We start from the raw sequence: 22670 nt of genomic DNA, 5'->3' as shown, positions 1-22670 counted from the left end.
AGGCGGGCCTAACTCTGTGGCATATTCATATACCGTTTCGATCTAGCCCGCTCCCTGAATAGAAGAAGGTGCTGTGCTAGCATGCCCCGCTCGAACACGGCCCGCTGGCCGTCCATAAGATCGTTTTTCCGTGAGTAGCCATGGTCGACAAACTGACGCATCTGAAACAGCTGGAGGCGGAAAGCATCCACATCATCCGCGAGGTCGCCGCCGAGTTCGACAACCCGGTGATGCTCTACTCGATCGGTAAAGACTCCGCCGTGATGCTGCACCTGGCGCGCAAGGCCTTCTTCCCGGGCAAACTGCCGTTCCCGGTGATGCACGTCGACACCCGCTGGAAATTCCAGGAGATGTACAAGTTCCGCGACAAAATGGTCGAAGAGCTGGGCCTGGACCTGATCACCCACATCAACCCGGATGGCGTGGCGCAGAACATCAACCCGTTCACCCACGGCAGCGCCAAGCACACCGACATCATGAAGACCGAGGGCCTCAAGCAAGCCCTGGACAAGCATGGTTTCGACGCAGCGTTCGGCGGTGCCCGTCGTGATGAAGAGAAATCCCGCGCCAAAGAGCGCGTGTACTCGTTCCGCGACAGCAAGCACCGCTGGGACCCGAAAAACCAGCGCCCGGAGCTGTGGAACGTCTACAACGGCAACGTCAACAAGGGCGAGTCGATCCGCGTGTTCCCGCTGTCCAACTGGACCGAGCTGGACATCTGGCAATACATCTACCTGGAAGGCATCCCGATCGTGCCGCTGTACTTCGCCGCCGAACGCGACGTGATCGAGAAGAACGGCACGTTGATCATGATCGACGACGACCGCATCCTCGAGCACCTGTCCGACGAAGACAAAGCCCGAATCGTCAAAAAGAAAGTCCGTTTCCGTACCCTTGGCTGCTACCCGTTGACGGGCGCGGTGGAGTCCGAAGCCGAGACGCTGACGGACATCATTCAGGAAATGCTCCTGACGCGAACTTCCGAGCGCCAGGGCCGTGTCATCGACCACGATGGTGCAGGCTCGATGGAAGATAAAAAACGTCAGGGTTATTTCTAAGGGGTTGTCATGTCGCACGTATCTGATTTGATCAGCGAGGACATCCTCGCCTACCTGGGCCAGCACGAGCGCAAGGAAATGTTGCGCTTCCTGACCTGCGGCAACGTCGACGACGGCAAGAGCACCCTGATCGGGCGCCTGCTGCACGACTCCAAGATGATCTACGAAGATCACCTGGAAGCCATCACCCGCGATTCGAAAAAATCCGGTACCACCGGCGATGACATCGACCTGGCATTGTTGGTCGACGGCCTGCAGGCCGAGCGTGAGCAGGGCATCACCATCGATGTCGCCTATCGCTACTTCTCCACCGCCAAGCGCAAATTCATCATCGCCGACACCCCCGGCCATGAGCAGTACACCCGCAATATGGCCACCGGTGCCTCCACCTGTGACCTGGCGATTATCCTGATCGACGCCCGCTACGGCGTGCAGACCCAAACCCGTCGCCACAGCTTTATCGCCTCGTTGCTGGGCATCAAGCACATCGTGGTGGCCATCAACAAGATGGACATCAACGGCTTTGACCAAAGCGTGTTCGAGTCGATCAAGGCCGACTACCTGAAGTTTGCCGACGGTATCGCGTTCAAGCCAAGCACCCTGGCCTTCGTGCCAATGTCGGCGCTCAAGGGCGACAACGTGGTGAACAAGAGCGAGCGTTCGCCCTGGTACACCGGGCAATCGCTGATGGAAATCCTCGAAACCGTCGAGATCGCCAACGACCGCAACTACACCGACCTGCGTTTCCCGGTGCAGTACGTCAACCGCCCGAACCTGAACTTCCGTGGTTTCGCCGGCACCCTGGCCAGCGGCATCGTGCACAAGGGCGACGAAGTGGTGGTGCTGCCGTCGGGCAAGAGCAGCCGTGTCAAATCCATCGTCACCTTCGAAGGTGAACTGGAACACGCAGGCCCAGGCCAGGCCGTGACCCTGACCATGGAAGACGAGATCGACATCTCCCGTGGCGACCTGTTGGTACACGCCGACAACGTGCCGCAAGTGACTGACGCCTTCGACGCCATGCTGGTGTGGATGGCCGAAGAACCGATGCTGCCCGGCAAGAAATACGACATCAAGCGCGCCACCAGCTATGTGCCGGGTTCGATCACCAGCATCGTGCACCGCGTGGACGTAAACACCCTGGCCGAAGGCCCGGCGAGCTCGCTGCAGCTGAACGAGATTGGCCGGGTCAAGGTCAGCCTCGACGCTGCCATCGCCCTGGACGGCTACGACAGCAACCGCACCACCGGCGCGTTTATCGTCATCGACCGTTTGACCAACGGCACCGTGGCGGCAGGCATGATCATCGCACCGCCGGTCAGCCATGGCGGCGCGGCGCAGCACGGCAAGTTGGCCCATGTAGCCACCGAAGAGCGTGCATTGCGCTTCGGTCAGCAGCCGGCCACCGTGTTGTTCAGCGGCCTGTCGGGCGCTGGCAAGAGCACCCTGGCGTATGCCGTTGAGCGCAAGCTCTTCGACATGGGCCGCGCAGTGTTCGTGCTGGATGGCCAGAACCTGCGTCACGACCTGAACAAGGGCTTGCCGCAGGACCGTGCCGGCCGCACCGAGAACTGGCGTCGTGCCGCGCACGTGGCGCGTCAGTTCAACGAAGCGGGCCTGCTGACCCTGGCCGCATTTGTTGCCCCGGATGCCGAAGGCCGCGAACAGGCCAAGGCGCTGATCGGCGGCGACCGTCTGCTGACCGTTTACGTGCAAGCATCGCCGCTGGTGTGCGCCGAGCGTGATCCGCAAGGTTTGTACGCCGCGGGTGGGGATAACATCCCTGGCGAGTCCTTCCCGTACGATGTGCCGTTGAATGCCGATCTGGTGATCGACACCCAGGCCCTGTCGCTGGAAGACAGCGTCAAGCAAGTGCTGGAGCTGTTGCGCAAGCGCGGCGCGATCTAAGCGCCACGCGGACTAAAAAGCCCGCCACCGATCACTCGGTGGCGGGCTTTTTTATGAGGGCATAAAAACAACTCGGTCAAATGTGGGAGCGGGCTTGCTCGCGAATGCAGTGGTTCAGCCAACATATTTGGAGACTGACACGCCGCCTTCGCGAGCAAGCCCGCTCCCACATTTTGATCACTGTTTGCCTGGGAACTGTGTGTGCAGCGTGTCCAGCAGCGCATCCTTGTCTTCCCACAGCTTATTGATCCATCCCTGAAACGCCGCCCGATACTCCCCATCCTGCTCATAATTCTTGCCAATGAACTCAGCCGGAATCTGCACCTCTTCAAACTGCACCACCACGTCCTTCACATTCCCGCACAGCAAATCCCAATAACCAGGGCGCCCGGCCGGATAGTGAATAGTCACATTGACCAGTGACTTCAACTGTTCACCCATGGCATCCAGCACAAACGCAATCCCGCCCGCCTTGGGCTTGAGCAAATATTGAAACGGCGATTTCTGCTGCGCATGCTTGCCCGGTGTAAACCGTGTGCCTTCGGCAAAGTTGAAAATGCCTACAGGGTTGTCGCGAAACTTCGCACAGGTCTTGCGCGTAGTTTCCAGATCCTTGCCTTTCTTCTCCGGGTGCTTTTCCAGATAGGCTTTGCTGTAGCGCTTCATGAACGGAAAACCCAGTGCCCACCAGGCCAGGCCAATCACCGGTACCCAGATCAGCTCCTGCTTGAGGAAGAACTTCAGCGGGCGAATCCGTCGGTTGAGCACGTATTGCAACACCATGATGTCGACCCAGCTCTGGTGGTTGCTGGTCACCAGGTACGAGTGCTCATAGTCCAACCCTTCAAGGCCAGTGATGTGCCAGCGCGTGCGCCGCACCAGGTTCATCCAGCCCTTATTGTTGGTCACCCAGGCTTCGTGGGTGTGGTTCATCAGCCATTCGCTGAAGCGCTTGGCAAACGGCAGCGCCTTGAACAGCGCGACGATGAACAGAAACGAACACAGCAGGATCGTATTCAGCGCCAGCAACAACGATGCGATCACCCCGCGCACGGCGGCAGGTAGAAAATCCAGCATTTAGATATCCATAGGTCGGTTGGCGGCTTGGATCGCAGTCAGCGCGATGGTGTACACGATGTCGTCAACTTGGGCGCCACGCGGCAAGTCATTCACCGGTTTGCGCAGGCCTTGCAGCATCGGGCCGAGGCTCACGCAGTCGGCGCTGCGTTGAACCGCCTTGTGCGTCGTGTTGCCGGTGTTCAGGTCCGGGAACACGAACACCGTGGCTTTGCCGGCGACTTGGCTGTTAGGTGCCAATTGCCGGGCCACGGTTTCATTGGCGGCGGCGTCGTACTGCAGCGGGCCGTCGATCAGCAGCGAGCTTTGCTGCTCATGGGCGAGCAGGGTGGCTTCGCGGACTTTCTCCACTTCCTCACCGCTGGCGGAGTCGCCGCTGGAATAGCTGATCATCGCCACACGCGGCGTAATGCCGAAGGCGGCGGCCGAGTCGGCACTTTGCAGGGCAATCTCCGCCAGTTCAGCGGCGCTTGGGTGCGGGTTCATCACACAGTCGCCATACACCAGCACCTGCTCGGGAAACAGCATGAAAAACACCGACGACACCAAGGTGCAGCCCGGCGCGGTTTTAATAAGCTGCAGGGCAGGGCGGATGGTGTTGGCGGTGGAGTGGATGACGCCGGAAACCAGGCCGTCCACTTCATCCAGCGCGAGCATCATGGTGGCAATCACCACCGTGTCTTCCAGCTGCTGCTCGGCCATCGGCGCGTTGAGGCTCTTGCTTTTGCGCAGCGCAACCATCGGCTCAACGTAGCGCTGACGAATCAGGTCCGGGTCGAGAATTTCAAGGCCTTCGGGCAATTCGATGCCTTGGGCGCGGGCAACGGCTTCCACGTCCGCCGGCTTGGCCAGCAGCACGCAACGCGCAATGCCCCGGGCCTGGCAGATGGCAGCGGCTTGCACGGTCAGCGGCTCGCTGCCTTCGGGCAACACGATGCGCTTGTTGGCGGCCTGGGCGCGCTGAATCAGCTGATAGCGGAACACCGCCGGCGACAGGCGCATCTCCCGTGGCGTGCCGCAGCGTTGGTGCAGCCAGCGTGCATCGAGGTGGCTGGCGACAAAATCGGTGATGATTTCCGCGCGCTCGCGGTCATCAATCGGGATTTCCTTGTTCAGGCTGTTGAGCTGGTTGGCCGTGTCGTAGGAGCCGGTGCTCACCGACAGCACCGGCAGCCCCGCCTGGAAGGCGCCACGGCACAAATCCATGATGCGCGGGTCGGGCAGGGTGTCGCTGGTCAGCAGTAGGCCGGCAAGGGGCACGCCGTTGATGGCGGCCAGGCTGACGGCGAGGATGATGTCGTCACGGTCGCCCGGGGTCACCACCAGCACGCCGGGCTTGAGCAGCTCCACGGTGTTGCGCATGGTGCGCGCGCAGATGATGATTTTGGTCATGCGCCGGCTTTCGTAGTCGCCGGCGTTGAGGATCTGCGCGCCCATCAGGTCGGCTACGTCGCGGGTGCGCGGGGCGTTGAGTTCCGGCTGGTAGGGGATGCAGCCGAGCAGGCGGAAGTCGCCACTGCGCAACAACGGTGAATGCTCTTTGAGGCGCGCCGAGAAGGCTTCCATGCTTTCGTCGGTGCGCACCTTGTTGAGGATCACGCCGAGCACTTTCGGGTCTTTCGGACCGCCGAACAGTTGGGCCTGCAACTCCACGCGGCCGGAGAGCTCGGTGAGCACTTCGTTTTCCGGCGCGGAGACCAGAATCACTTCCGCATCCAGGCTCTTGGCCAGGTGCAGGTTGACCCGCGCGGCATAGCTGGCGCTGCGGGTCGGCACCATGCCTTCAACGATCAGCACGTCCTTGCCCACGGCGGCTTGCTGGTACAGCGTGATGATTTCTTCCAGCAGTTCATCGAGCTGGCCGTCGCCGAGCATGCGCTCCACATGGGCCAGGCCCAGAGGTTGCGGCGGCTTCAAACCGTGGGTGCGCGCCACCAGTTCGGTGGAGCGTTCAGGGCCGGTGTCGCCAGGGTGCGGCTGGGCAATCGGTTTGAAGAAGCCGACTTTCAGCCCGGCTCGCTCAAGGGTACGCACCAGCCCAAGGCTGATGGAGGTCAGACCCACACCAAAATCGGTGGGCGCGATAAAAAAAGTCTGCATGCGAATTCTCTGGAGGTGCATGGCTTGGGTGGCGCCCTATGGCTGGGCGCCTACCGCGAATCAGGTGCCAAGGTTATCGTTATTCGTGCTGTTGCGCACACCAGCCGCAAGCAAAGGGTTGGCCTATTTTTTCAAGGCGTTGTGCGGCGTCGAGCACCCAGGCGCGGGACTGCCATGGCGGCTGGTGGCGCAGGTGCTGGGTGTGGCCGCAGGACAGCTCGGCGACCCAGTGCTGGTCTTCATCCTGGTGGAAGCCAATGATGAAGGATGCCGTCGATCGGCCCCGTCTGTCCGGGTTCTGTTCGCTTTCGGGCAAATCCTTGTTTAGACTTGTCCGTTCTTCATTCTTATGCAAAAGGTCTCGCCCCATGACGATCGCCGCTAACAAGGCTGTCTCCATCGACTATACCCTGACCAACGACGCTGGTGAGGTCATCGACAGCTCCGCCGGCGGCGCGCCGCTGGTCTACCTGCAAGGCGCAGGCAACATCATCCCGGGCCTGGAAAAGGCTCTGGAAGGCAAGAACGTTGGTGATGAACTGACTGTTGCCGTAGAACCTGAAGATGCCTACGGCGAGTACTCGGCCGAACTGGTCAGCACCCTGAGCCGCAGCATGTTCGAAGGCGTTGACGAGCTGGAAGTGGGCATGCAGTTCCACGCTTCCGCGCCGGACGGCCAAATGCAGATCGTCACCATCCGTGATCTGGACGGCGACGACGTGACCGTCGACGGCAACCACCCGCTGGCTGGCCAGCGCCTGAACTTCCAGGTGAAGATCGTTGCCATCCGTGACGCGTCCCAGGAAGAAGTGGCCCACGGCCACGTGCACGGTGAAGGCGGTCACCACCATTGATTGTGGTTTGATCAATCGGTAGCAAAAACGCCCCGACCTGTTCGGGGCTTTTTTTGTGCCTGAGAATGTATGCGGTCAAAAAATGTGGGAGCGGGCTTGCTCGCGAATGCGGTGGGTCAGCCACCAAATGTATCGACTGGCATACTGCATTCGCGAGCAAGCCCGCTCCCACATTTGGATCTGTACGGCCCATAAATCAGGCACAAACAAAAATGCCCCGGACCTTTCGGTCCGGGGCATTTCTTAACTGTTGCGTAACCTGGGTTACGCGGCAGTTGTTACCACTTAGGCTGCTGCAGCGACGTTCAGAGCCTTGATGTGGCCATTCAGGCGGCTCTTATGACGAGCGGCCTTGTTCTTGTGGATGATGCCTTTATCGGCCATACGGTCGATAACTGGCACAGCCAGAACGTAAGCTGCTTGAGCTTTTTCAGCGTCTTTGGTGTCGATGGCCTTAACTACATTCTTGATGTAGGTACGAACCATGGAACGCAGGCTGGCGTTGTGGCTGCGACGCTTCTCAGCCTGTTTTGCACGTTTTTTGGCGGAAGGTGTGTTGGCCACCGTCGAGCTCCTCGAAAGACTTTTTAGGAAATAGCAAACAAAATAGGCCGCGAATCATGCCGATGACTTGATGGGTTGTCAAGGGCGGCTGATGCGAACTGCTGAGTGGTCGATCTGAAGAGGCGGGTGATTTATTTCCGGCGCTTGACCTGTAAACTCGCGAGCTTTGGCTCTGTGCTGTTGCAGGCGCGCAGTATCGCATAAACAGGCGCTTTGTTCGCCTGCTCTTTATCTAAAGGCGCAAACTCTTTCAATGAATCTGCTCAAATCGTTGGCTGCCGTCAGCTCTATCACGATGATCTCCCGGGTTTTGGGGTTTGTGCGTGACACCCTGCTGGCGCGCATTTTTGGCGCCAGCATGGCCACGGATGCGTTCTTTATTGCCTTTAAATTGCCCAACCTGCTGCGGCGGATCTTCGCCGAGGGCGCGTTTTCCCAGGCATTCGTGCCGATTCTGGCCGAATACAAGACCCAGCAAGGTGAGGAGGCGACCCGCACCTTTATTGCCTACGTCTCGGGTTTGCTGACCCTGGTGCTGATGCTCGTAACCATCGCCGGCATGCTCGCCGCGCCCTGGGTGATCTGGGCCACGGCGCCCGGGTTTGCCAATACGCCGGAAAAGTTCGCACTGACCACTGATCTGTTGCGGGTGACCTTTCCTTATATATTGCTGATTTCCCTGTCGTCGCTGGCCGGGGCGATTCTCAACACCTGGAACCGCTTCTCGGTGCCCGCCTTCGTGCCGACCCTGCTTAACGTCAGCATGATCATTTTCGCGTTGTTTCTTACGCCGTATTTCGACCCGCCGGTCATGGCCCTGGGCTGGGCGGTGTTGGCCGGTGGCTTGGCGCAGTTGCTCTACCAGCTGCCACACCTGAAAAAGATCGGCATGCTCGTGCTGCCACGCCTGAATCTCAAAGACACCGGCGTATGGCGCGTGATGCGCAATATGCTGCCTGCGATCCTCGGCGTTTCCGTGAGCCAGATTTCCCTCATTATCAACACGGCATTTGCCTCGCTGCTGGTCTCGGGCTCGGTGTCGTGGATGTACTACGCCGACCGCCTGATGGAGTTGCCGTCCGGCGTGCTCGGCGTAGCCCTCGGCACCATTTTGTTGCCAACCCTGTCGCGCACCTACGCCAGCAAGGACCGTCAGGAATACTCGCGCATCCTCGATTGGGGCCTGCGCCTGTGCTTCGTGCTGGTGCTGCCGTGTTCTCTGGCCCTGGGGATTCTGGCCGAGCCGCTGACCGTATCGCTGTTCCAATATGGCCAATTCAGCGCGTTTGACGCCTCCATGACCCAGCGTGCGCTGATCGCCTATTCCGTCGGCCTACTCGGCATCATCGTGATCAAAGTGCTGGCGCCGGGCTTCTACGCCCAGCAAAACATCCGTACGCCGGTGAAAATTGCGGTATTCACACTGATCGTCACCCAATTGCTCAATCTGGTGTTTATCGGCCCGCTGGCCCATGCCGGGCTCGCCCTGGCTATCAGCGCCGGCGCGTGCATCAACGCCGGTCTGCTGTTCTATCAACTGCGCAAGCAGCAGATGTTCCAGCCGCAGCCGGGCTGGGGGATGTTTGCCTTCAAGCTTTTGGTGGCGGTAGGGGCGATGTCCGCCGTGCTGCTGGGCTTGATGCACTTCATGCCCGCCTGGGACGAGGGGCACATGCTGGCGCGCTTCATGCGCCTTGGCACCCTGGTAGTCGCCGGTGTGGTGGTGTACTTCGGGATGTTGCTGTTGCAAGGCTTCCGCCTGCGGGATTTCAATCGCAAGTCGTTGGGATAGAGACTTTGCCGCGATAAAACGGTTGTTTTATCGATTCGATCCATTTGGCCTGTTCTGTTGCCTGTCGTCCGGGGCCGGGTGTGGTTATAATCGACCACTTTATGAGCAAGAAGCGCGTTATGCAGCTGGTTCGAGGTCTCCACAACCTGCGCCCCGAGCATCGGGGCTGCGTCGCCACTATTGGCAACTTTGACGGTGTTCACCGTGGCCACCAGGCTATCCTGGCCCGGCTGCGTGAACGTGCGGTCGAGTTGGGCGTGCCCAGCTGCGTGGTGATTTTTGAGCCGCAGCCGCGGGAATATTTCACTCCCGAAACAGCTCCGGCCCGCTTGGCCCGCCTGCGGGACAAGTTGCAATTGCTGGCCGAGGAGGGCGTGGACCGCGTCCTTTGCCTGGCCTTTAACCAGCGCCTGCAAAGCCTCAGCGCCGCCGAGTTCGTCGACCGCATCCTCGTTGACGGCCTGGGTGTACAGCACCTGGAAGTCGGCGACGACTTCCGTTTCGGTTGCGACCGCGTGGGCGATTTCGATTTCCTGCAACACGCGGGCGTCAACCAGGGTTTTACCGTCGAAGCCGCGCAAACCGTCGAACTGGACGGCCTGCGTGTGAGCAGTACCCAGGTACGTAACGCCCTGGCCGCTGCCGACTTCGCCTTGGCCGAGCGTTTGCTCGGTCGCCCGTTCCGGATTGCCGGGCGGGTACTGCACGGCCAGAAACTGGCGCGCCAACTGGGCACGCCAACCGCCAACGTGCAACTCAAGCGCCGCCGTGTGCCGCTGACCGGGGTTTACCTGGTCAGCGTCGACATCGACGGCCAACCGTGGCCGGGAGTCGCCAACATAGGCGTCAGGCCCACGGTTGCAGGTGATGGCAAGGCCCACCTGGAAGTTCACCTTTTGGATTTTGCCGGTGATCTGTATGACCGGCGTTTGACGGTGGTTTTCCACCAGAAGCTGCGTGAAGAGCAGCGTTTCGCCTCCCTTGAGGCGTTGAAAACGGCGATCAATGCGGATGTCGCCGCCGCCCGTGCACTAGCCGCACCTAGCGCCCATCGCTAACCGAAGAGCCTTAAATGACCGACTATAAAGCCACGCTAAACCTTCCGGACACCGCCTTCCCAATGAAGGCCGGCCTGCCACAGCGCGAACCGCAGATCCTGCAGCGCTGGGACAGTATTGGCCTGTACGGAAAGTTGCGCGAAATTGGCAAGGATCGTCCGAAATTCGTCCTGCACGACGGCCCTCCTTATGCCAACGGCACGATTCACATCGGTCATGCGCTGAACAAGATTCTCAAGGACATGATCCTGCGTTCGAAAACCCTTTCGGGCTTCGACGCGCCTTATGTTCCGGGCTGGGACTGCCACGGCCTGCCGATCGAACACAAAGTCGAAGTGACCTACGGCAAGAACCTGGGCGCGGATAAAACCCGCGAACTGTGCCGCGCCTACGCCACCGAGCAGATCGAAGGGCAGAAGTCCGAATTCATCCGCCTGGGCGTGTTGGGCGAGTGGGACAACCCTTACAAGACCATGAACTTCAAGAACGAGGCCGGTGAAATCCGTGCCTTGGCCGAAATCGTCAAAGGCGGTTTCGTGTTCAAGGGCCTCAAGCCTGTGAACTGGTGCTTCGACTGCGGTTCGGCCCTGGCCGAAGCGGAAGTCGAGTACGAAGACAAGAAATCCTCGACCATCGACGTGGCCTTCCCGATCGCCGACGAGGCCAAACTGGCCGAGGCTTTTGGCCTGGCAAGCTTGAGCAAACCAGCGGCCATCGTGATCTGGACCACCACCCCGTGGACCATCCCCGCCAACCAGGCGCTGAACGTGCACCCGGAGTTCACCTACGCCCTGGTGGACGTCGGTGATCGCTTGCTGGTACTGGCCGAGGAAATGGTTGAAGCCTGCCTGGCCCGTTACGAGCTGCAAGGTTCGGTCATCGCGACCACCACCGGCACTGCGCTGGAGCTGATCAACTTCCGCCACCCGTTCTATGACCGCCTGTCGCCGGTGTACCTGGCTGACTACGTCGAACTGGGTTCGGGTACTGGCATCGTTCACTGCTCGCCGGCCTATGGCGTAGACGACTTCGTGATCTGCAAGAAGTACGGCATGGTCAACGATGACATCATCAATCCGGTGCAAAGCAACGGTGTGTATGCGCCGTCGCTGGAGTTCTTCGGCGGCCAATTCATCTTCAAGGCCGACCCTGCGATCATCGAAAAGCTGAGCGAAGTCGGTGCGTTGGTGAAATCCGACACTATCAAGCACAGCTACATGCACTGCTGGCGTCACAAGACCCCGCTGATCTACCGCGCGACTGCGCAGTGGTTCATCGGCATGGACAAAGAGCCAACCAGCGGCGACACCCTGCGCGTGCGCTCGCTCAAAGCCATCGAAGACACCCAGTTCGTCCCGGCCTGGGGCCAGGCGCGCCTGCACTCGATGATCGCCAACCGCCCGGACTGGTGCATCTCCCGCCAGCGTAACTGGGGCGTACCGATCCCGTTCTTCCTGAACAAGGAAAGCGGCGAACTGCACCCGCGCACCGTCGAACTGATGGAAATCGTTGCCCAGCGCGTTGAACAAGAAGGCATCGAAGCCTGGTTCAAGATGGACGCCGCCGAACTGCTGGGCGACGAAGCGCCGCTGTACGACAAGATCAGCGACACCCTCGACGTCTGGTTCGACTCGGGTACCACCCACTGGCACGTGTTGCGCGGCTCGCACCCGATGGGCCACGAGACCGGCCCGCGTGCCGACCTGTACCTCGAAGGCTCGGACCAACACCGTGGCTGGTTCCACTCGTCGTTGCTGACAGGCTGCGCCATCGACAACCACGCGCCGTACCGCGAACTGCTGACCCACGGTTTCACCGTCGACGAGACGGGCCGCAAGATGTCCAAGTCGCTGAAGAACGTGATCGAACCGAAAAAGATCAACGACACCCTGGGCGCCGACATCATGCGTCTGTGGGTAGCGTCGACCGATTATTCGGGCGAAATCGCCGTGTCGGACCAGATCCTGGCCCGCAGCGCCGATGCCTACCGCCGCATCCGCAATACCGCACGCTTCCTGCTGTCGAACCTGACCGGTTTCAACCCGGCCACCGATATCCTGGCATCCGAGGACATGCTTGCCCTGGACCGTTGGGCCGTGGACCGTACCCTGTTGCTGCAGCGCGAGTTGCAGGAGCACTACGGCGAATACCGTTTCTGGAACGTGTACTCGAAGATCCACAACTTCTGCGTGCAGGAGCTGGGTGGTTTCTACCTCGACATCATCAAGGACCGCCAGTACACCACCGCCGCCAACAGCAAGGCGCGTCGTTCGGCGCAGACCGCGCTGTACCACATCAGTGAAGCGCTGGTGCGCTGGATCGCGCCGATCCTGGCCTTCACCGCCGACGAGTTGTGGGAGTATCTGCCGGGCGAGCGCAACGAGTCCGTGATGCTCAACACCTGGTACGAAGGCCTGACCGAGCTGCCGGCCGACTTCGAACTGGGCCGCGAGTACTGGGAAGGCGTGATGGCCGTCAAGGTCGCGGTGAACAAGGAGCTGGAAGTGCAGCGTGCGGCCAAGGCCGTCGGTGGCAACCTGCAAGCCGAAGTCACCCTGTTTGCCGAGGAAGGCCTGACCGCCGACCTGGCCAAGCTGAGCAACGAGCTGCGCTTCGTGCTGATTACGTCCACCGCGAGCCTGGCGCCATTTGCCCAAGCCCCGGCGGATGCGGTTGCCACGGAAGTTCCGGGTCTGAAGCTTAAAGTGGTCAAGTCGGCCTTCCCGAAATGCGCCCGTTGCTGGCACTGCCGTGAAGACGTCGGCGTGAACCCTGAGCACCCGGAAATCTGCGGTCGTTGCGTCGATAACATCAGCGGTGCTGGCGAGGTTCGCCACTATGCCTAATGCTTCCAGCCGTTTCGGACGTCTGGGCTGGCTCGTATTGAGTGTGCTGGTCCTGATCATTGATCAGGTCAGCAAGGCTCACTTCGAAGGCTCCCTGCAGATGTTCCAGCAAATCGTGGTGATCCCGGATTACTTCAGCTGGACCCTGGCCTACAACACGGGCGCCGCTTTCAGCTTTTTGGCTGATAGCGGCGGCTGGCAACGTTGGCTGTTTGCCCTGATCGCCGTGGTGGTCAGTGCGGTGCTGGTGGTGTGGCTCAAGCGCCTCGGCCGCGATGACACCTGGTTGGCCATTGCCCTCGCCCTGGTGCTGGGCGGTGCGCTGGGCAACCTGTACGACCGCATTGCGCTGGGCCATGTGATCGACTTCATTCTGGTGCATTGGCAGAACCGCTGGTACTTCCCGGCGTTCAACTTTGCCGACAGCGCCATCACCGTCGGTGCAATCATGCTGGCGTTGGATATGTTCAAGAGCAAGAAAACCGGAGAGACCGTCAATGACTGATCAGGTATTGGCTGAGCAACGTATTGGCCAGAACACGGAAGTCACTTTGCATTTCGCACTGCGCCTGGAGAATGGCGACACGGTCGACAGCACATTCGACAAAACCCCGGCTACCTTCAAGGTTGGCGACGGTAACCTGTTGCCGGGTTTCGAAGCGGCCCTGTTCGGTTTCAAGGCTGGCGACAAGCGCACCCTGCAAATCCTGCCGGAAAACGCCTTTGGCCAGCCCAACCCGCAAAACGTGCAGATCATTCCGCGCTCGCAATTCGAAGGCATGGACCTTTCGGAAGGCCTGCTGGTGATCTTCAATGATGCGGCGAATACCGAACTGCCCGGCGTGGTTAAAACTTTCGATGACACGCAAGTGACCATCGACTTCAACCACCCGTTGGCCGGTAAAACCTTGACCTTTGATGTTGAAATATTCGACGTTAAAGCGCTCTGACTGACAAAAACCGGTGCCTGCGGGCGCTGGCTTGTGTGGGAGCTGGCTTGCCTGCGATAGCATCATCCTGGTGTACCTGATACACCGTGGTGTCTGCATCGCAGGCAAGCCAGCTCCCACAAGATCCAATTTCTTGCGCTGCAAGACACGAGGCACAGCATGCAAATCAAACTCGCCAACCCCCGTGGCTTCTGCGCTGGCGTGGACCGGGCGATCGAAATCGTCAACCGCGCTTTGGAAGTCTTCGGGCCACCGATTTACGTGCGCCATGAAGTGGTCCACAACAAATTCGTGGTCGAAGACCTGCGCGCCCGCGGCGCCATATTTGTTGAAGAACTCGAGCAGGTGCCGGACGACGTCATCGTCATTTTCAGTGCCCACGGTGTTTCCCAGGCCGTGCGCAACGAAGCGGCTGGCCGTGGCCTGAAGGTGTTCGACGCGACTTGCCCGCTCGTGACCAAGGTGCACATCGAAGTGGCTAAATACAGCCGTGATGGCCGTGAATGCATCCTGATCGGTCACGCTGGCCATCCGGAAGTTGAAGGCACCATGGGGCAGTACGACGCCAGCAATGGCGGCGCAATCTACCTGGTGGAAGACGAGAAAGACGTCGCCAACCTGCAGGTGCGCAACCCTGACCGTTTGGCCTTCGTTACCCAGACCACCTTGTCCATGGATGACACCAGCCGCGTGATCGATGCCCTGCGCACGCGCTTCCCGGCGATTGGCGGCCCGCGCAAGGATGACATTTGCTACGCCACGCAAAATCGCCAGGATGCGGTCAAGCAATTGGCCAATGAATGTGATGTGGTCCTGGTGGTTGGCAGCCCGAACAGCTCCAACTCCAACCGTCTGCGCGAGCTGGCTGAGCGCATGGCGACACCGGCCTACCTGATCGATGGCGCCGAAGACCTGCAGCGCAACTGGTTCGATGGTGTCGAGCGCATTGGCATTACCGCAGGCGCCTCGGCCCCGGAAGTACTGGTGCGTGGTGTGATCCAGCAGTTGCAGGCCTGGGGTGCCACCGGCGCCGACGAGTTGGCCGGTCGCGAAGAGAACATCACGTTCTCCATGCCCAAAGAGTTGCGGGTTCGCTCGCTGCTCTGACCTCGCAAGGTCCCGGATCAGCCTCGGCATAAAGCCTGCTCGGTATTATCACTGCGCAGGCTGATCCTTCCGCTAGGCGCCAGTACCACTTGAAAGATGCTCTGTGCCCGCGCCGCATCGCACACGTGCAGGGTGCCGGCACGAAAGCCCCCGCGCGCAAAAACCGGTTCGCCCAGCCCGCTGAAACGCACCTGGGTCTTGACCGGCCCATTGCCTGCAATCACAGCACGCCCGCTGCCTTGACGCTCCAGAAGCAGCGGGTTGTTGTCGTCCAGATGGCCGCGCCCGCTGACATCAACGATCACTCGCCATCCTTGGCCCCAGTCGTCACCCTGCGCCTGAATAATCACGGCGCGATTGCGAGCGATGGCTTCGGCGCGCGCGAAACGCAAGCCCTCCGCCAGCGCGTTTGCCGCCAGACTTCTGTGCCGTGATTCCAGCAGCCCCTTGAAGCCGGGCACCGTCATTTGCACCAGGATGCCGCTCAGCAGCAGGGCGAACAGCAACTCGATCAGGGTAAAGCCTCGTTGTTTCATGGGCCGTCCCTCCGTGGACGCAGTGTGTGTTTGAGCCGGTAGATTCAGGTATAGCCCTGGATATGTAGCGCTGAATGATGGCCTTTATGTCCAAAGTATTTCCCTTTGTTCCGGGAGCAGCGCGGGCCAAAATCCGGCGCTAGTCTTGGGCCGCACAGCAGTTTTCTGCTGCTTCTCAGGCCTTCGACATGGACGACGACGGGAATGTCTGCACCCCTGAACACACATTTTTCCAGCCCCCGGCATCACCAGCAATCCGGCATGACGCTGGTCGAAGTGCTGGTGTCGGTGCTGATTCTCGCGGTGGGCCTGCTCGGTGCTGCGGTGATTCAGCTCAATGCCCTCAAGTACACCGACAGTTCGCGGATGACCAGCCAGGCCAGCTTCATTGCCTACGACATGCTGGACCGGGTGCGCGCCAACTCGGGCGCCGATTACACCTGGAATCAAGCCGGCAGCGCATCACCCGGTACGGCAGGTGCCAGCGTACGAGCATTGGACCTTCATGACTTTGAGGCCAACATCGCCGGGTTTGCCGGGGCGGGCGGCAAGGGCTCGGTGGCTGTCAGCGGCAGCGAAGTGACGGTCAGCATCAGTTGGGATGACGCCAGGGGCGCAAATACGCCAGCTGCGCGGGAAACGTTCAGCCTGACCAGCCGTATTGCCAGTGATTCAGAGGGGGGGCAATGAATCGTTCTGTCAGGGGGTTCAGCCTGGTGGAAATGCTGCTGGCGCTGGCGGTCGGGTTGGTACTCCTGCTCGGAATCAGCCGGGTGGTGATCAGTTCCCGGGCGACTCAGTCTGCCCAGCAAGCCGCAACGTTGCTTCAGGATGATGCCCGGTTTGTATTGGGCAAGATGATCCAGGATATCCGTCAGGCAGGCATGTTTGGCTGCCTGGAAGTGGCGGCTATCGACAATGCGCCGGCAGCGTTTGACCGGCCTGTCGGTTGGAGCGCCTCCGGGAGCGCCCGGTCTCTGACGCTGGTCACCGCCGATGTCGGCAGTGACGGCGGCGCGCCTGACTGGACCGTGCTTTCCGATTGTCGCAGCACTGCCCATGCTTATGCGGGTAATTCGCCGTCGCCGGCACCCGGCCAGATACGGTTTGCGATACGCCAACTCACCTACACCTTCGAGACCGGCCAATTGAAAGTCAGCACACTCGCGGCACCGGCCAGGACGGTGTTGGTGGATAACGTACAGGCATTCGAGATCAGTTTCGGCATGGCGGCCGACGCGGGGTCGAAGGGAATTTTGCGGTATGACGCGAGCCCGGCCGATGAGTCGCTGATACGCAGCGTACGTATCCACATGACGCTGCGTGACCCCTCCGGGCGCGTGAAAGATCAGGATTACAGCGTGGTGGCGGCACTGCGTAACCGGCTGGGGCGGGGCGACCATGACAAGCGTTGAGCGCATCTGTTTTCGGCAGAACGGCATGGTGTTGTTGATCAGCCTGTTATTTCTGCTGGTTTTATCACTGGCCGGCCTGGCGTCGATGCAGGGGGCGGTGTCCCAGCAAAAAATCGCCGGCAGCCTCTGGCATCGTAATCAGTCATTTCAATCTGCAGAAAGCGGGCTGGAGCAGGGGGCATGGGTGATCAGGAAAGCGGGGAGTGCACTGCCGTTGTGTCAATCCATCAGCACCTGTGCGCCGCCGCAAGAATCGTACTCGGTGATCAGTGCCGGGACGCATTCTGTGTCAGCGGTCACCTGGGTTGCCTTGGCGGGCGGCCTCTATGGGGTCCAGTCGTTGGGGCTGGCAGATCAGCCCGGCGGGAAGCCGACGGCGTTATACCGGGTGACGGCGGTCGGGTTCATGGGGCAGTCGCGCACGGTTCTCGAGGCGGTGTATGCGCAGGCGAATGAGGGGCCTGGCGGGAGACTTCGACGGGTTTTATGGCGGCAACTTCAGTAAGGAACTTACCAATGGGCAAGGATTGCCAGGGTTTTACTTTGATCGAGCTACTGATCGCTGTTTTGATTATTGCTTTGCTGGCCGGGATCGCTTACCCCGGCTACACCGGGCACGTAAGAAAGGCTTATCGCGCAGAAATTGTTGCGTTGCTGACGGAGCAAGCACAGTACCTAGAGCGCTTTTACACGCGCAACGGCACTTTTATTGATGCAAGCGGCGTCAGTGAGGGCAATGATCGCTATAGAATCAGCGCTGCATTGCAGCCTCAGGTATTCAGCCTGGTAGCCACGCCGGTCGTCGGCTCTGTCATGGCCGGCGACCCTTGTGGCGAATTCGGCCTGACCAGCACCGGCGGGCGCAGCAACACTGGCGCGCTACCTGAAACGTCGCACCGGGCGTGCTGGGGGCAATGATGAGAGTGTTGGATGAATGGGCGCCAGGCGCGCTTTTCCCTTTTTATCGGCTGGAACAAATGATGGCTAAGCAACAGCAAGTAGTGATTGTCGGCGGCGGCGTAATCGGGTTGTTGACGGCGTTCAACCTCGCCACCCACGGTCAGGCCGTCGTGCTGCTGGAGCGTTCCGGGCTCGGGCAGGAATCCTCATGGGCGGGTGGCGGAATTGTTTCGCCATTGTATCCGTGGCGCTATAGCCCGGCGGTCACTGCCTTGGCCCATTGGTCCCAGGATTTTTATCCGCAGTTGGCCGAGCGATTGTTCGCGGCCACGGGCGTCGACCCGCAGGTGCATACCACGGGGCTCTATTGGCTGGACCTGGATGACGAGGCCGAGGCGCTGGCTTGGGCTGCCCGCGAAGGCCGGCCATTGAGCAAAGTGGACGTGTCGGCTGCCCATGATGCGGTCCCGGTACTGGGCGGTGGTTATTCCCGGGCGATCTACATGGCCGATGTGGCCAATGTGCGCAACCCGCGGCTGGTCAAGTCCCTCAAGGCAGCGCTGCTGGCACTTCCCGGCGTGACCATTCACGAGCAGTGCGAAGTGCATGGCTTTGTTCTCGAAGGCGGCAACGTGGTGGGGGTGAACACCGCCACCGGGCAGATTTCTGGCGATCAGGTCGTGTTGGCTGCAGGCGCCTGGAGTGGGGAGTTGCTCGGCAAGCTGGGTTTGGCGCTACCGGTGGAGCCCGTCAAAGGCCAAATGATTTTGTATAAATGCGCGGCAGACTTCCTCTCGAGTATGGTTCTGGCCAAAGGGCGCTACGCGATCCCGCGGCGTGACGGGCACATTCTGATTGGCAGCACGCTGGAGCATGAGGGCTTCGACAAGACGCCGACCGAGTCGGCACTGGAAAGCCTCAAGGCCTCGGCGGTGGAATTGATTCCCGCGTTGGCGGACGCCGAAGTTGTCGGGCATTGGGCTGGCTTGCGCCCTGGTTCGCCGGAGGGCATCCCTTATATCGGCGAGGTTCCGGGCTTCAAAGGGTTGTGGCTCAATTGCGGGCATTACCGCAACGGCCTGGTACTGGCACCGGCGTCCTGCCAGTTATTTGCCGACTTGTTGCTGGGGCATGCGCCGATCATCGACCCGGCGCCTTATGCCCCGCAAGGCCGAATCAACGCTGGATAGACTTCGGCCCTTGTTCCAGGTGTGCCTGGGTGCAGTACCACTCCTGGCGTGAGCTTAATGCGCGATTTTGCGGCAAGTGCACGCCGCAGTGGGCGCAGCGCACCATCAAGGCGGCTTCAGGCTCGCCGGAGCGCTGCTGCTTGGCGGCTGGGCTTTTGAACTTGCGCCAGAACCAAACCGCGGCAGCAATGACAGCAATCCAGAACAGTAGACGAACCATGATGGGCAGTTTCTCGACAGGGAATGCGCCAGTTTAGCCAAGGACGTGGCAGGCGCACAGCGCAATAACGCTGGCCCACAAAAAAGGGAGCCCGAAGGCTCCCTTTTTCGGGTGTGTCGACAGATCAGTCGAAGATGCCGAAGGTCATGTAGCTGAACCACGAGCGGTCTTGATTGTTGCCAAGCGCCTGTGGCGCTTCTTCTTCGATCACGTCGCCGTTGGCGTCATGCGGCTTGAGCTCCGAAGGAATGGCATCCTTGGCGTCCTGGAACTGCTTCATCACGTCCTGGTTGGCGCGGGTCTCGCCCGGCGGCAACGGTGGACGGGAGCTGATCAGGCCCAGGGTGTATTTGCTCAGCCACGAACGGTTGTCGGCTTCGGCAACCCGAGGCACGAGCTGGCCGTCTTTCAGGTTTGGGGAGTCCGGGTAGTTAAGCTTCAGGGTTTCCAGGCTGGTAGCAGCCAGTGCGTCCAGGTGCAGTGCCTGGTAAGCCTGGGTCATCACCGCCAGACCGTCACCCACGGAAGGGGTTTCCTGGAAGTTCTCAACCACGTAACGGCCACGGTTTGCTGCGGCTACATAGGCCTGACGGGTCAGGTAGTAGTCGGCTACGTGAATCTCGTAGGAAGCCAGCAGGTTGCGCAGGTAGATCATGCGCTGCTTGGCGTCCGGCGCGTAGCGGCTGTTCGGGTAGCGGCTGGTCAGCTGGGCGAACTCGTTGTAGGAGTCGCGGGCAGCACCCGGGTCACGCTTGGTCATGTCCAGCGGCAGGAAACGCGCCAGCAGGCCAACATCCTGGTCGAACGAGGTCAGGCCTTTCATGTAGTAGGCGTAGTCGACGTTCGGGTGCTGCGGATGCAGGCGGATAAAGCGCTCGGCGGCGGACTTGGCGGCTTCCGGCTCGGCGTTCTTGTAGTTGGCGTAGATCAACTCAAGCTGGGCCTGGTCGGCATAGCGCCCGAACGGATAGCGCGACTCCAGGGCCTTCAGCTTCGCTGTGGCGCTGGTGTAGCTATTATTGTCCAAGTCTTTCTGAGCCAGTTGATACAACTCGACTTCGCTCAGGTTTTCGTCGACGACTTCCTTTGTTGACGAGCAAGCAGCAGTCATGGCGAGGATGGCGATCAGCAGCAGGTGTTTCACTTGCATGGCGGCTTGCGTCCCTATGACGGCCGCTGTCTTGGGCGGGGCCGTCCTGTTATGATGAGCGCCCCGTTGAAAGCCTCGGGGCAAAAGACGCCGTATTTAACCACAAGCGCGCAGCCGAAACCAAAGGCTGTGCCACGCCTAGTCTGAGCATGTCCGATAAAATTGAACTTCGCGCAGAGGTGCCGTCCGAATTGGGCGGCCAACGCCTCGATCAAGTCGCCGCACAATTATTCGCTGAGCACTCGCGCTCGCGCCTTTCCGCCTGGATCAAAGACGGCCGCCTGACTGTGGATGGAGCGGTTATCCGCCCGCGAGACATAGTCCATGGCGGTGCGATTCTTGAGCTGACTGCCGAGCAGGAAGCCCAGGGAGAATGGGTTGCCCAGGATATCGAGCTGGATATCGTCTATGAAGACGACGACATCCTGGTCATCAACAAACCCGCAGGCCTGGTGGTTCACCCGGCGGCCGGGCACGCTGATGGCACCTTGCTCAATGCCTTGTTGCACCACGTGCCGGACATCATCAATGTCCCGCGCTGCGGCATCGTGCACCGCCTGGACAAGGACACCACCGGCTTGATGGTGGTGGCCAAGACCATCCAGGCCCAGACGCAGTTGGTCACACAACTGCAAAGCCGCAGCGTCAGCCGGATCTACGAGTGCATTGTGATCGGCGTCGTGGTGGCGGGTGGCAAGATCAACGCCCCGATCGGTCGCCACGGCCAGCAGCGCCAGCGTATGGCGGTGATGGAAGGCGGCAAGCAGGCCGTCAGCCACTACCGTGTGCTGGAGCGTTTTCGCTCCCACACCCATGTGCGGGTGAAGCTGGAGACCGGTCGCACCCACCAGATTCGTGTGCACATGGCGCATATCAATTTCCCGCTGGTCGGGGATCCTGCCTACGGTGGCCGCTTCCGCATTCCGCCGGCGGCAAGTCAGACCATGGTTGAATCGCTGAAAAGCTTTCCGCGCCAGGCGTTGCATGCACGCTTCCTGGAGCTGGATCATCCGACGAGCGGTAAGCGGATGAGCTGGGAATCGCCTCTTCCAGACGACCTGGTCTGGTTGTTGTCGCTGCTCAAGCAGGATCGTGAGGCGTTTATCGGATGAGTGACTGGCTGATTCCTGACTGGCCCGCGCCGTCGGGAGTCAAAGCCTGCGTCACCACCCGTGCGGGCGGCGTCAGTGTGGCGCCGTTCGACAGCCTCAATCTGGGCGATCATGTCGAGGATGACCTTGCGGCCGTGCTCGAAAATCGCCGCCGCCTTACCGATGCCTTTGATATCCAGCCCGCCTGGTTGCGTCAGGTCCACGGGGTGACAGTGGTCGAGGCCAACCCGTCGCGCACGGTCGAAGCGGATGGCAGCTGGACCCGCACACCGGGTATCGCCTGCACTTCCATGACTGCCGATTGCCTGCCCGCGTTGTTCTGCAACCGTGCAGGCACTCGCGTAGCGGCCGCCCATGCCGGTTGGCGTGGTCTCGCGGCGGGGGTGCTTGAGGCTACTTTCGAAAGCCTGGGCGCCGAGCCGGCCGACGTGTTGGTCTGGCTGGGTCCGGCCATTGGCCCGCAAGCCTTTGAAGTCGGCCCGGAGGTACGTGAAGCCTTCATGCAGCAACTGCCGGTGACCGCTGAAGCCTTTGTGCCGAGCCGCAACCCCGGCAAATACATGGCTGACATCTACCAGCTGGCGCGCCTGCGTCTGGCAGCGCGGGGTGTCACTGCTGTTTATGGCGGCGGATTCTGCACCGTGACTGACCCTCGTTTCTTTTCCTACCGGCGCAACCCGCGCACCGGTCGGTTCGCCTCCCTTATCTGGCTGGAACGCTAGACTCTTCTGATCTGCGTCAACTATCCACAGCTTGAATCTTCCAGAATCCACCCCATCTATAAGGGTATCTGGCAGGTTTCTTCATTCAGGATGTGTATTTCTAGCTCCGGC

At 60.6% G+C, this 22670-nt stretch carries 22 protein-coding genes and 1 pseudogene; 16 read left to right on the top strand and 7 right to left on the bottom strand.

Features of this window, described 5'->3' with window-relative positions; translation table 11 throughout:
• The first annotated feature begins 140 nt into the window (after positions 1 to 140).
• Both cysD and cysN read left to right on the top strand, forming a co-directional pair.
• A complete protein-coding gene (gene cysD, locus AB4P94_RS02260) occupies positions 141 to 1058 on the top strand; it encodes a sulfate adenylyltransferase subunit CysD (protein ID WP_003171640.1) in 918 nt (305 codons plus the stop codon).
• Between the two features lie 9 nt (positions 1059 to 1067).
• The gene (gene cysN, locus AB4P94_RS02255) at positions 1068 to 2966 is read left to right on the top strand and encodes a sulfate adenylyltransferase subunit CysN (RefSeq protein ID WP_395609219.1); all 1899 of its coding nucleotides are present in this window, start codon (positions 1068 to 1070) and stop codon (positions 2964 to 2966) included.
• 177 nt (positions 2967 to 3143) lie between these two features.
• On the opposite strand, the gene AB4P94_RS02250 is transcribed toward cysN, so the two are convergent.
• The 3 genes from AB4P94_RS02250 to AB4P94_RS02240 all read right to left on the bottom strand — a co-directional run bounded on the left by AB4P94_RS02250 (position 3144) and on the right by AB4P94_RS02240 (position 6513).
• Positions 3144 to 4043 carry an acyltransferase gene (locus tag AB4P94_RS02250; protein WP_395609218.1) on the bottom strand — a complete coding sequence of 300 codons (900 nt, stop codon included), beginning with the start codon at positions 4041 to 4043 and terminating at the stop codon, positions 3144 to 3146.
• Positions 4044 to 6143 (bottom strand): phosphate acetyltransferase, encoded by a 2100-nt coding sequence (gene pta, locus AB4P94_RS02245; protein WP_016971193.1) that lies wholly within the window; start codon positions 6141 to 6143, stop codon positions 4044 to 4046.
• A 79-nt stretch (positions 6144 to 6222) separates the two neighbouring features.
• Positions 6223 to 6513: a DUF3565 domain-containing protein gene (locus AB4P94_RS02240; protein WP_395611283.1), complete on the bottom strand. Its 291-nt coding sequence runs from the start codon at positions 6511 to 6513 to the stop codon at positions 6223 to 6225.
• Here AB4P94_RS02240 and AB4P94_RS02235 point away from each other — a divergent pair.
• Entirely contained in the window at positions 6512 to 6997 is a 486-nt protein-coding gene (locus AB4P94_RS02235) for a peptidylprolyl isomerase (protein ID WP_003188398.1), read from the top strand. The two genes, AB4P94_RS02240 and AB4P94_RS02235, sit on opposite strands and share 2 nt — an antisense overlap.
• A gap of 285 nt (positions 6998 to 7282) precedes the next feature.
• On the opposite strand, the gene rpsT is transcribed toward AB4P94_RS02235, so the two are convergent.
• Entirely contained in the window at positions 7283 to 7561 is a 279-nt protein-coding gene (gene rpsT, locus AB4P94_RS02230; RefSeq protein WP_003171647.1) for a 30S ribosomal protein S20, read from the bottom strand.
• Positions 7562 to 7814: 253 nt separating this feature from the next.
• Here rpsT and murJ point away from each other — a divergent pair, with 253 nt between their 5' ends.
• From murJ to ispH, 6 genes are all read left to right on the top strand, one after another.
• Complete coding sequence (gene murJ, locus AB4P94_RS02225; protein ID WP_395609217.1) at positions 7815 to 9353, top strand: murein biosynthesis integral membrane protein MurJ; 1539 nt, start codon at positions 7815 to 7817, stop codon at positions 9351 to 9353.
• 119 nt (positions 9354 to 9472) lie between these two features.
• Positions 9473 to 10411: a bifunctional riboflavin kinase/FAD synthetase gene (ribF, locus tag AB4P94_RS02220; RefSeq protein WP_078740647.1), complete on the top strand. Its 939-nt coding sequence runs from the start codon at positions 9473 to 9475 to the stop codon at positions 10409 to 10411.
• A 14-nt stretch (positions 10412 to 10425) separates the two neighbouring features.
• Positions 10426 to 13257: an isoleucine--tRNA ligase gene (gene ileS, locus AB4P94_RS02215; RefSeq protein WP_395609216.1), complete on the top strand. Its 2832-nt coding sequence runs from the start codon at positions 10426 to 10428 to the stop codon at positions 13255 to 13257.
• A complete protein-coding gene (lspA, locus tag AB4P94_RS02210) occupies positions 13250 to 13762 on the top strand; it encodes a signal peptidase II (RefSeq protein WP_395609215.1) in 513 nt (170 codons plus the stop codon). Before ileS ends, lspA begins: the two co-directional genes overlap by 8 nt.
• Before the next feature lie 7 nt (positions 13763 to 13769).
• A complete protein-coding gene (locus tag AB4P94_RS02205; RefSeq protein WP_395611282.1) occupies positions 13770 to 14207 on the top strand; it encodes a peptidylprolyl isomerase in 438 nt (145 codons plus the stop codon).
• A 159-nt stretch (positions 14208 to 14366) separates the two neighbouring features.
• Positions 14367 to 15314, top strand: a complete 948-nt coding sequence (gene ispH, locus AB4P94_RS02200) for a 4-hydroxy-3-methylbut-2-enyl diphosphate reductase (protein WP_395609214.1) — start codon at positions 14367 to 14369, stop codon at positions 15312 to 15314.
• On the opposite strand, the pseudogene AB4P94_RS02195 reads toward ispH, so the two are convergent.
• A pseudogene (locus AB4P94_RS02195) lies at positions 15268 to 15850 on the bottom strand (GspH/FimT family pseudopilin). The gene ispH and the pseudogene AB4P94_RS02195 sit on opposite strands and share 47 nt — an antisense overlap.
• A 204-nt stretch (positions 15851 to 16054) precedes the next feature.
• On the opposite strand from AB4P94_RS02195, the gene pilV reads away from it, so the two are divergent.
• From pilV to thiO, 5 genes are all read left to right on the top strand, one after another.
• Positions 16055 to 16540, top strand: coding sequence for a type IV pilus modification protein PilV (gene pilV / locus AB4P94_RS02190; protein ID WP_395609213.1), 486 nt, complete (start codon positions 16055 to 16057; stop codon positions 16538 to 16540).
• The gene (locus AB4P94_RS02185; protein ID WP_395609212.1) at positions 16537 to 17265 is read left to right on the top strand and encodes a PilW family protein; all 729 of its coding nucleotides are present in this window, start codon (positions 16537 to 16539) and stop codon (positions 17263 to 17265) included. Before pilV ends, AB4P94_RS02185 begins: the two co-directional genes overlap by 4 nt.
• Entirely contained in the window at positions 17252 to 17770 is a 519-nt protein-coding gene (locus tag AB4P94_RS02180) for a PilX N-terminal domain-containing pilus assembly protein (RefSeq protein ID WP_395609211.1), read from the top strand. Before AB4P94_RS02185 ends, AB4P94_RS02180 begins: the two co-directional genes overlap by 14 nt.
• Before the next feature lie 11 nt (positions 17771 to 17781).
• Positions 17782 to 18183 (top strand): type IV pilin protein, encoded by a 402-nt coding sequence (locus tag AB4P94_RS02175; protein ID WP_395609210.1) that lies wholly within the window; start codon positions 17782 to 17784, stop codon positions 18181 to 18183.
• Positions 18184 to 18245: 62 nt separating this feature from the next.
• On the top strand, positions 18246 to 19355 hold the full coding sequence (gene thiO / locus AB4P94_RS02170) for a glycine oxidase ThiO (RefSeq protein ID WP_395609209.1): 1110 nt from the start codon (positions 18246 to 18248) through the stop codon (positions 19353 to 19355).
• Here thiO and AB4P94_RS02165 read toward each other — a convergent pair.
• Together AB4P94_RS02165 and AB4P94_RS02160 are read right to left on the bottom strand one after the other, a co-directional pair.
• The gene (locus AB4P94_RS02165; RefSeq protein WP_395609208.1) at positions 19342 to 19575 is read right to left on the bottom strand and encodes a PP0621 family protein; all 234 of its coding nucleotides are present in this window, start codon (positions 19573 to 19575) and stop codon (positions 19342 to 19344) included. The genes thiO and AB4P94_RS02165 overlap by 14 nt on opposite strands.
• Before the next feature lie 124 nt (positions 19576 to 19699).
• Positions 19700 to 20725: an outer membrane protein assembly factor BamD gene (locus AB4P94_RS02160; protein WP_395609207.1), complete on the bottom strand. Its 1026-nt coding sequence runs from the start codon at positions 20723 to 20725 to the stop codon at positions 19700 to 19702.
• A 149-nt stretch (positions 20726 to 20874) separates the two neighbouring features.
• Here AB4P94_RS02160 and rluD point away from each other — a divergent pair, with 149 nt between their 5' ends.
• Together rluD and pgeF are read left to right on the top strand one after the other, a co-directional pair.
• Positions 20875 to 21837, top strand: coding sequence for a 23S rRNA pseudouridine(1911/1915/1917) synthase RluD (gene rluD, locus AB4P94_RS02155; RefSeq protein ID WP_005784662.1), 963 nt, complete (start codon positions 20875 to 20877; stop codon positions 21835 to 21837).
• Positions 21834 to 22559 (top strand): peptidoglycan editing factor PgeF, encoded by a 726-nt coding sequence (pgeF, locus tag AB4P94_RS02150; RefSeq protein ID WP_395609206.1) that lies wholly within the window; start codon positions 21834 to 21836, stop codon positions 22557 to 22559. The genes rluD and pgeF overlap by 4 nt, the downstream gene beginning before the upstream one ends.
• Positions 22560 to 22670: the final 111 nt, after the last annotated feature.

Source organism: Pseudomonas sp. B22129, from assembly GCF_044218875.1.
Classification (GTDB): Bacteria; Pseudomonadota; Gammaproteobacteria; order Pseudomonadales; family Pseudomonadaceae; genus Aquipseudomonas.
The sequence above is the reverse complement of the archived record's forward strand: the minus strand, read 5'-3'. Positions and strand labels throughout refer to the sequence as shown.

Bases quoted from the DNA above. Each gene is read 5' to 3' on its own strand.
- AB4P94_RS02235 (WP_003188398.1), top strand. From the start codon at position 6,512: ATGACGATCGCCGCTAACAAGGCTGTCTCCATCGACTATACCCTGACC.
- cysD (WP_003171640.1), top strand. From the start codon at position 141: ATGGTCGACAAACTGACGCATCTGAAACAGCTGGAGGCGGAAAGCATC.
- thiO (WP_395609209.1), top strand. From the start codon at position 18,246: ATGGCTAAGCAACAGCAAGTAGTGATTGTCGGCGGCGGCGTAATCGGG.
- pgeF (WP_395609206.1), top strand. From the start codon at position 21,834: ATGAGTGACTGGCTGATTCCTGACTGGCCCGCGCCGTCGGGAGTCAAA.
- ispH (WP_395609214.1), top strand. From the start codon at position 14,367: ATGCAAATCAAACTCGCCAACCCCCGTGGCTTCTGCGCTGGCGTGGAC.
- AB4P94_RS02185 (WP_395609212.1), top strand. From the start codon at position 16,537: ATGAATCGTTCTGTCAGGGGGTTCAGCCTGGTGGAAATGCTGCTGGCG.
- rluD (WP_005784662.1), top strand. From the start codon at position 20,875: ATGTCCGATAAAATTGAACTTCGCGCAGAGGTGCCGTCCGAATTGGGC.
- AB4P94_RS02165 (WP_395609208.1), bottom strand. From the start codon at position 19,575: ATGGTTCGTCTACTGTTCTGGATTGCTGTCATTGCTGCCGCGGTTTGG.
- AB4P94_RS02250 (WP_395609218.1), bottom strand. From the start codon at position 4,043: ATGCTGGATTTTCTACCTGCCGCCGTGCGCGGGGTGATCGCATCGTTG.
- pilV (WP_395609213.1), top strand. From the start codon at position 16,055: ATGTCTGCACCCCTGAACACACATTTTTCCAGCCCCCGGCATCACCAG.
- pta (WP_016971193.1), bottom strand. From the start codon at position 6,143: ATGCAGACTTTTTTTATCGCGCCCACCGATTTTGGTGTGGGTCTGACC.
- ileS (WP_395609216.1), top strand. From the start codon at position 10,426: ATGACCGACTATAAAGCCACGCTAAACCTTCCGGACACCGCCTTCCCA.
- AB4P94_RS02240 (WP_395611283.1), bottom strand. From the start codon at position 6,513: ATGGGGCGAGACCTTTTGCATAAGAATGAAGAACGGACAAGTCTAAAC.
- cysN (WP_395609219.1), top strand. From the start codon at position 1,068: ATGTCGCACGTATCTGATTTGATCAGCGAGGACATCCTCGCCTACCTG.
- murJ (WP_395609217.1), top strand. From the start codon at position 7,815: ATGAATCTGCTCAAATCGTTGGCTGCCGTCAGCTCTATCACGATGATC.
- AB4P94_RS02180 (WP_395609211.1), top strand. From the start codon at position 17,252: ATGACAAGCGTTGAGCGCATCTGTTTTCGGCAGAACGGCATGGTGTTG.
- ribF (WP_078740647.1), top strand. From the start codon at position 9,473: ATGCAGCTGGTTCGAGGTCTCCACAACCTGCGCCCCGAGCATCGGGGC.
- AB4P94_RS02160 (WP_395609207.1), bottom strand. From the start codon at position 20,725: ATGCAAGTGAAACACCTGCTGCTGATCGCCATCCTCGCCATGACTGCT.
- lspA (WP_395609215.1), top strand. From the start codon at position 13,250: ATGCCTAATGCTTCCAGCCGTTTCGGACGTCTGGGCTGGCTCGTATTG.
- AB4P94_RS02175 (WP_395609210.1), top strand. From the start codon at position 17,782: ATGGGCAAGGATTGCCAGGGTTTTACTTTGATCGAGCTACTGATCGCT.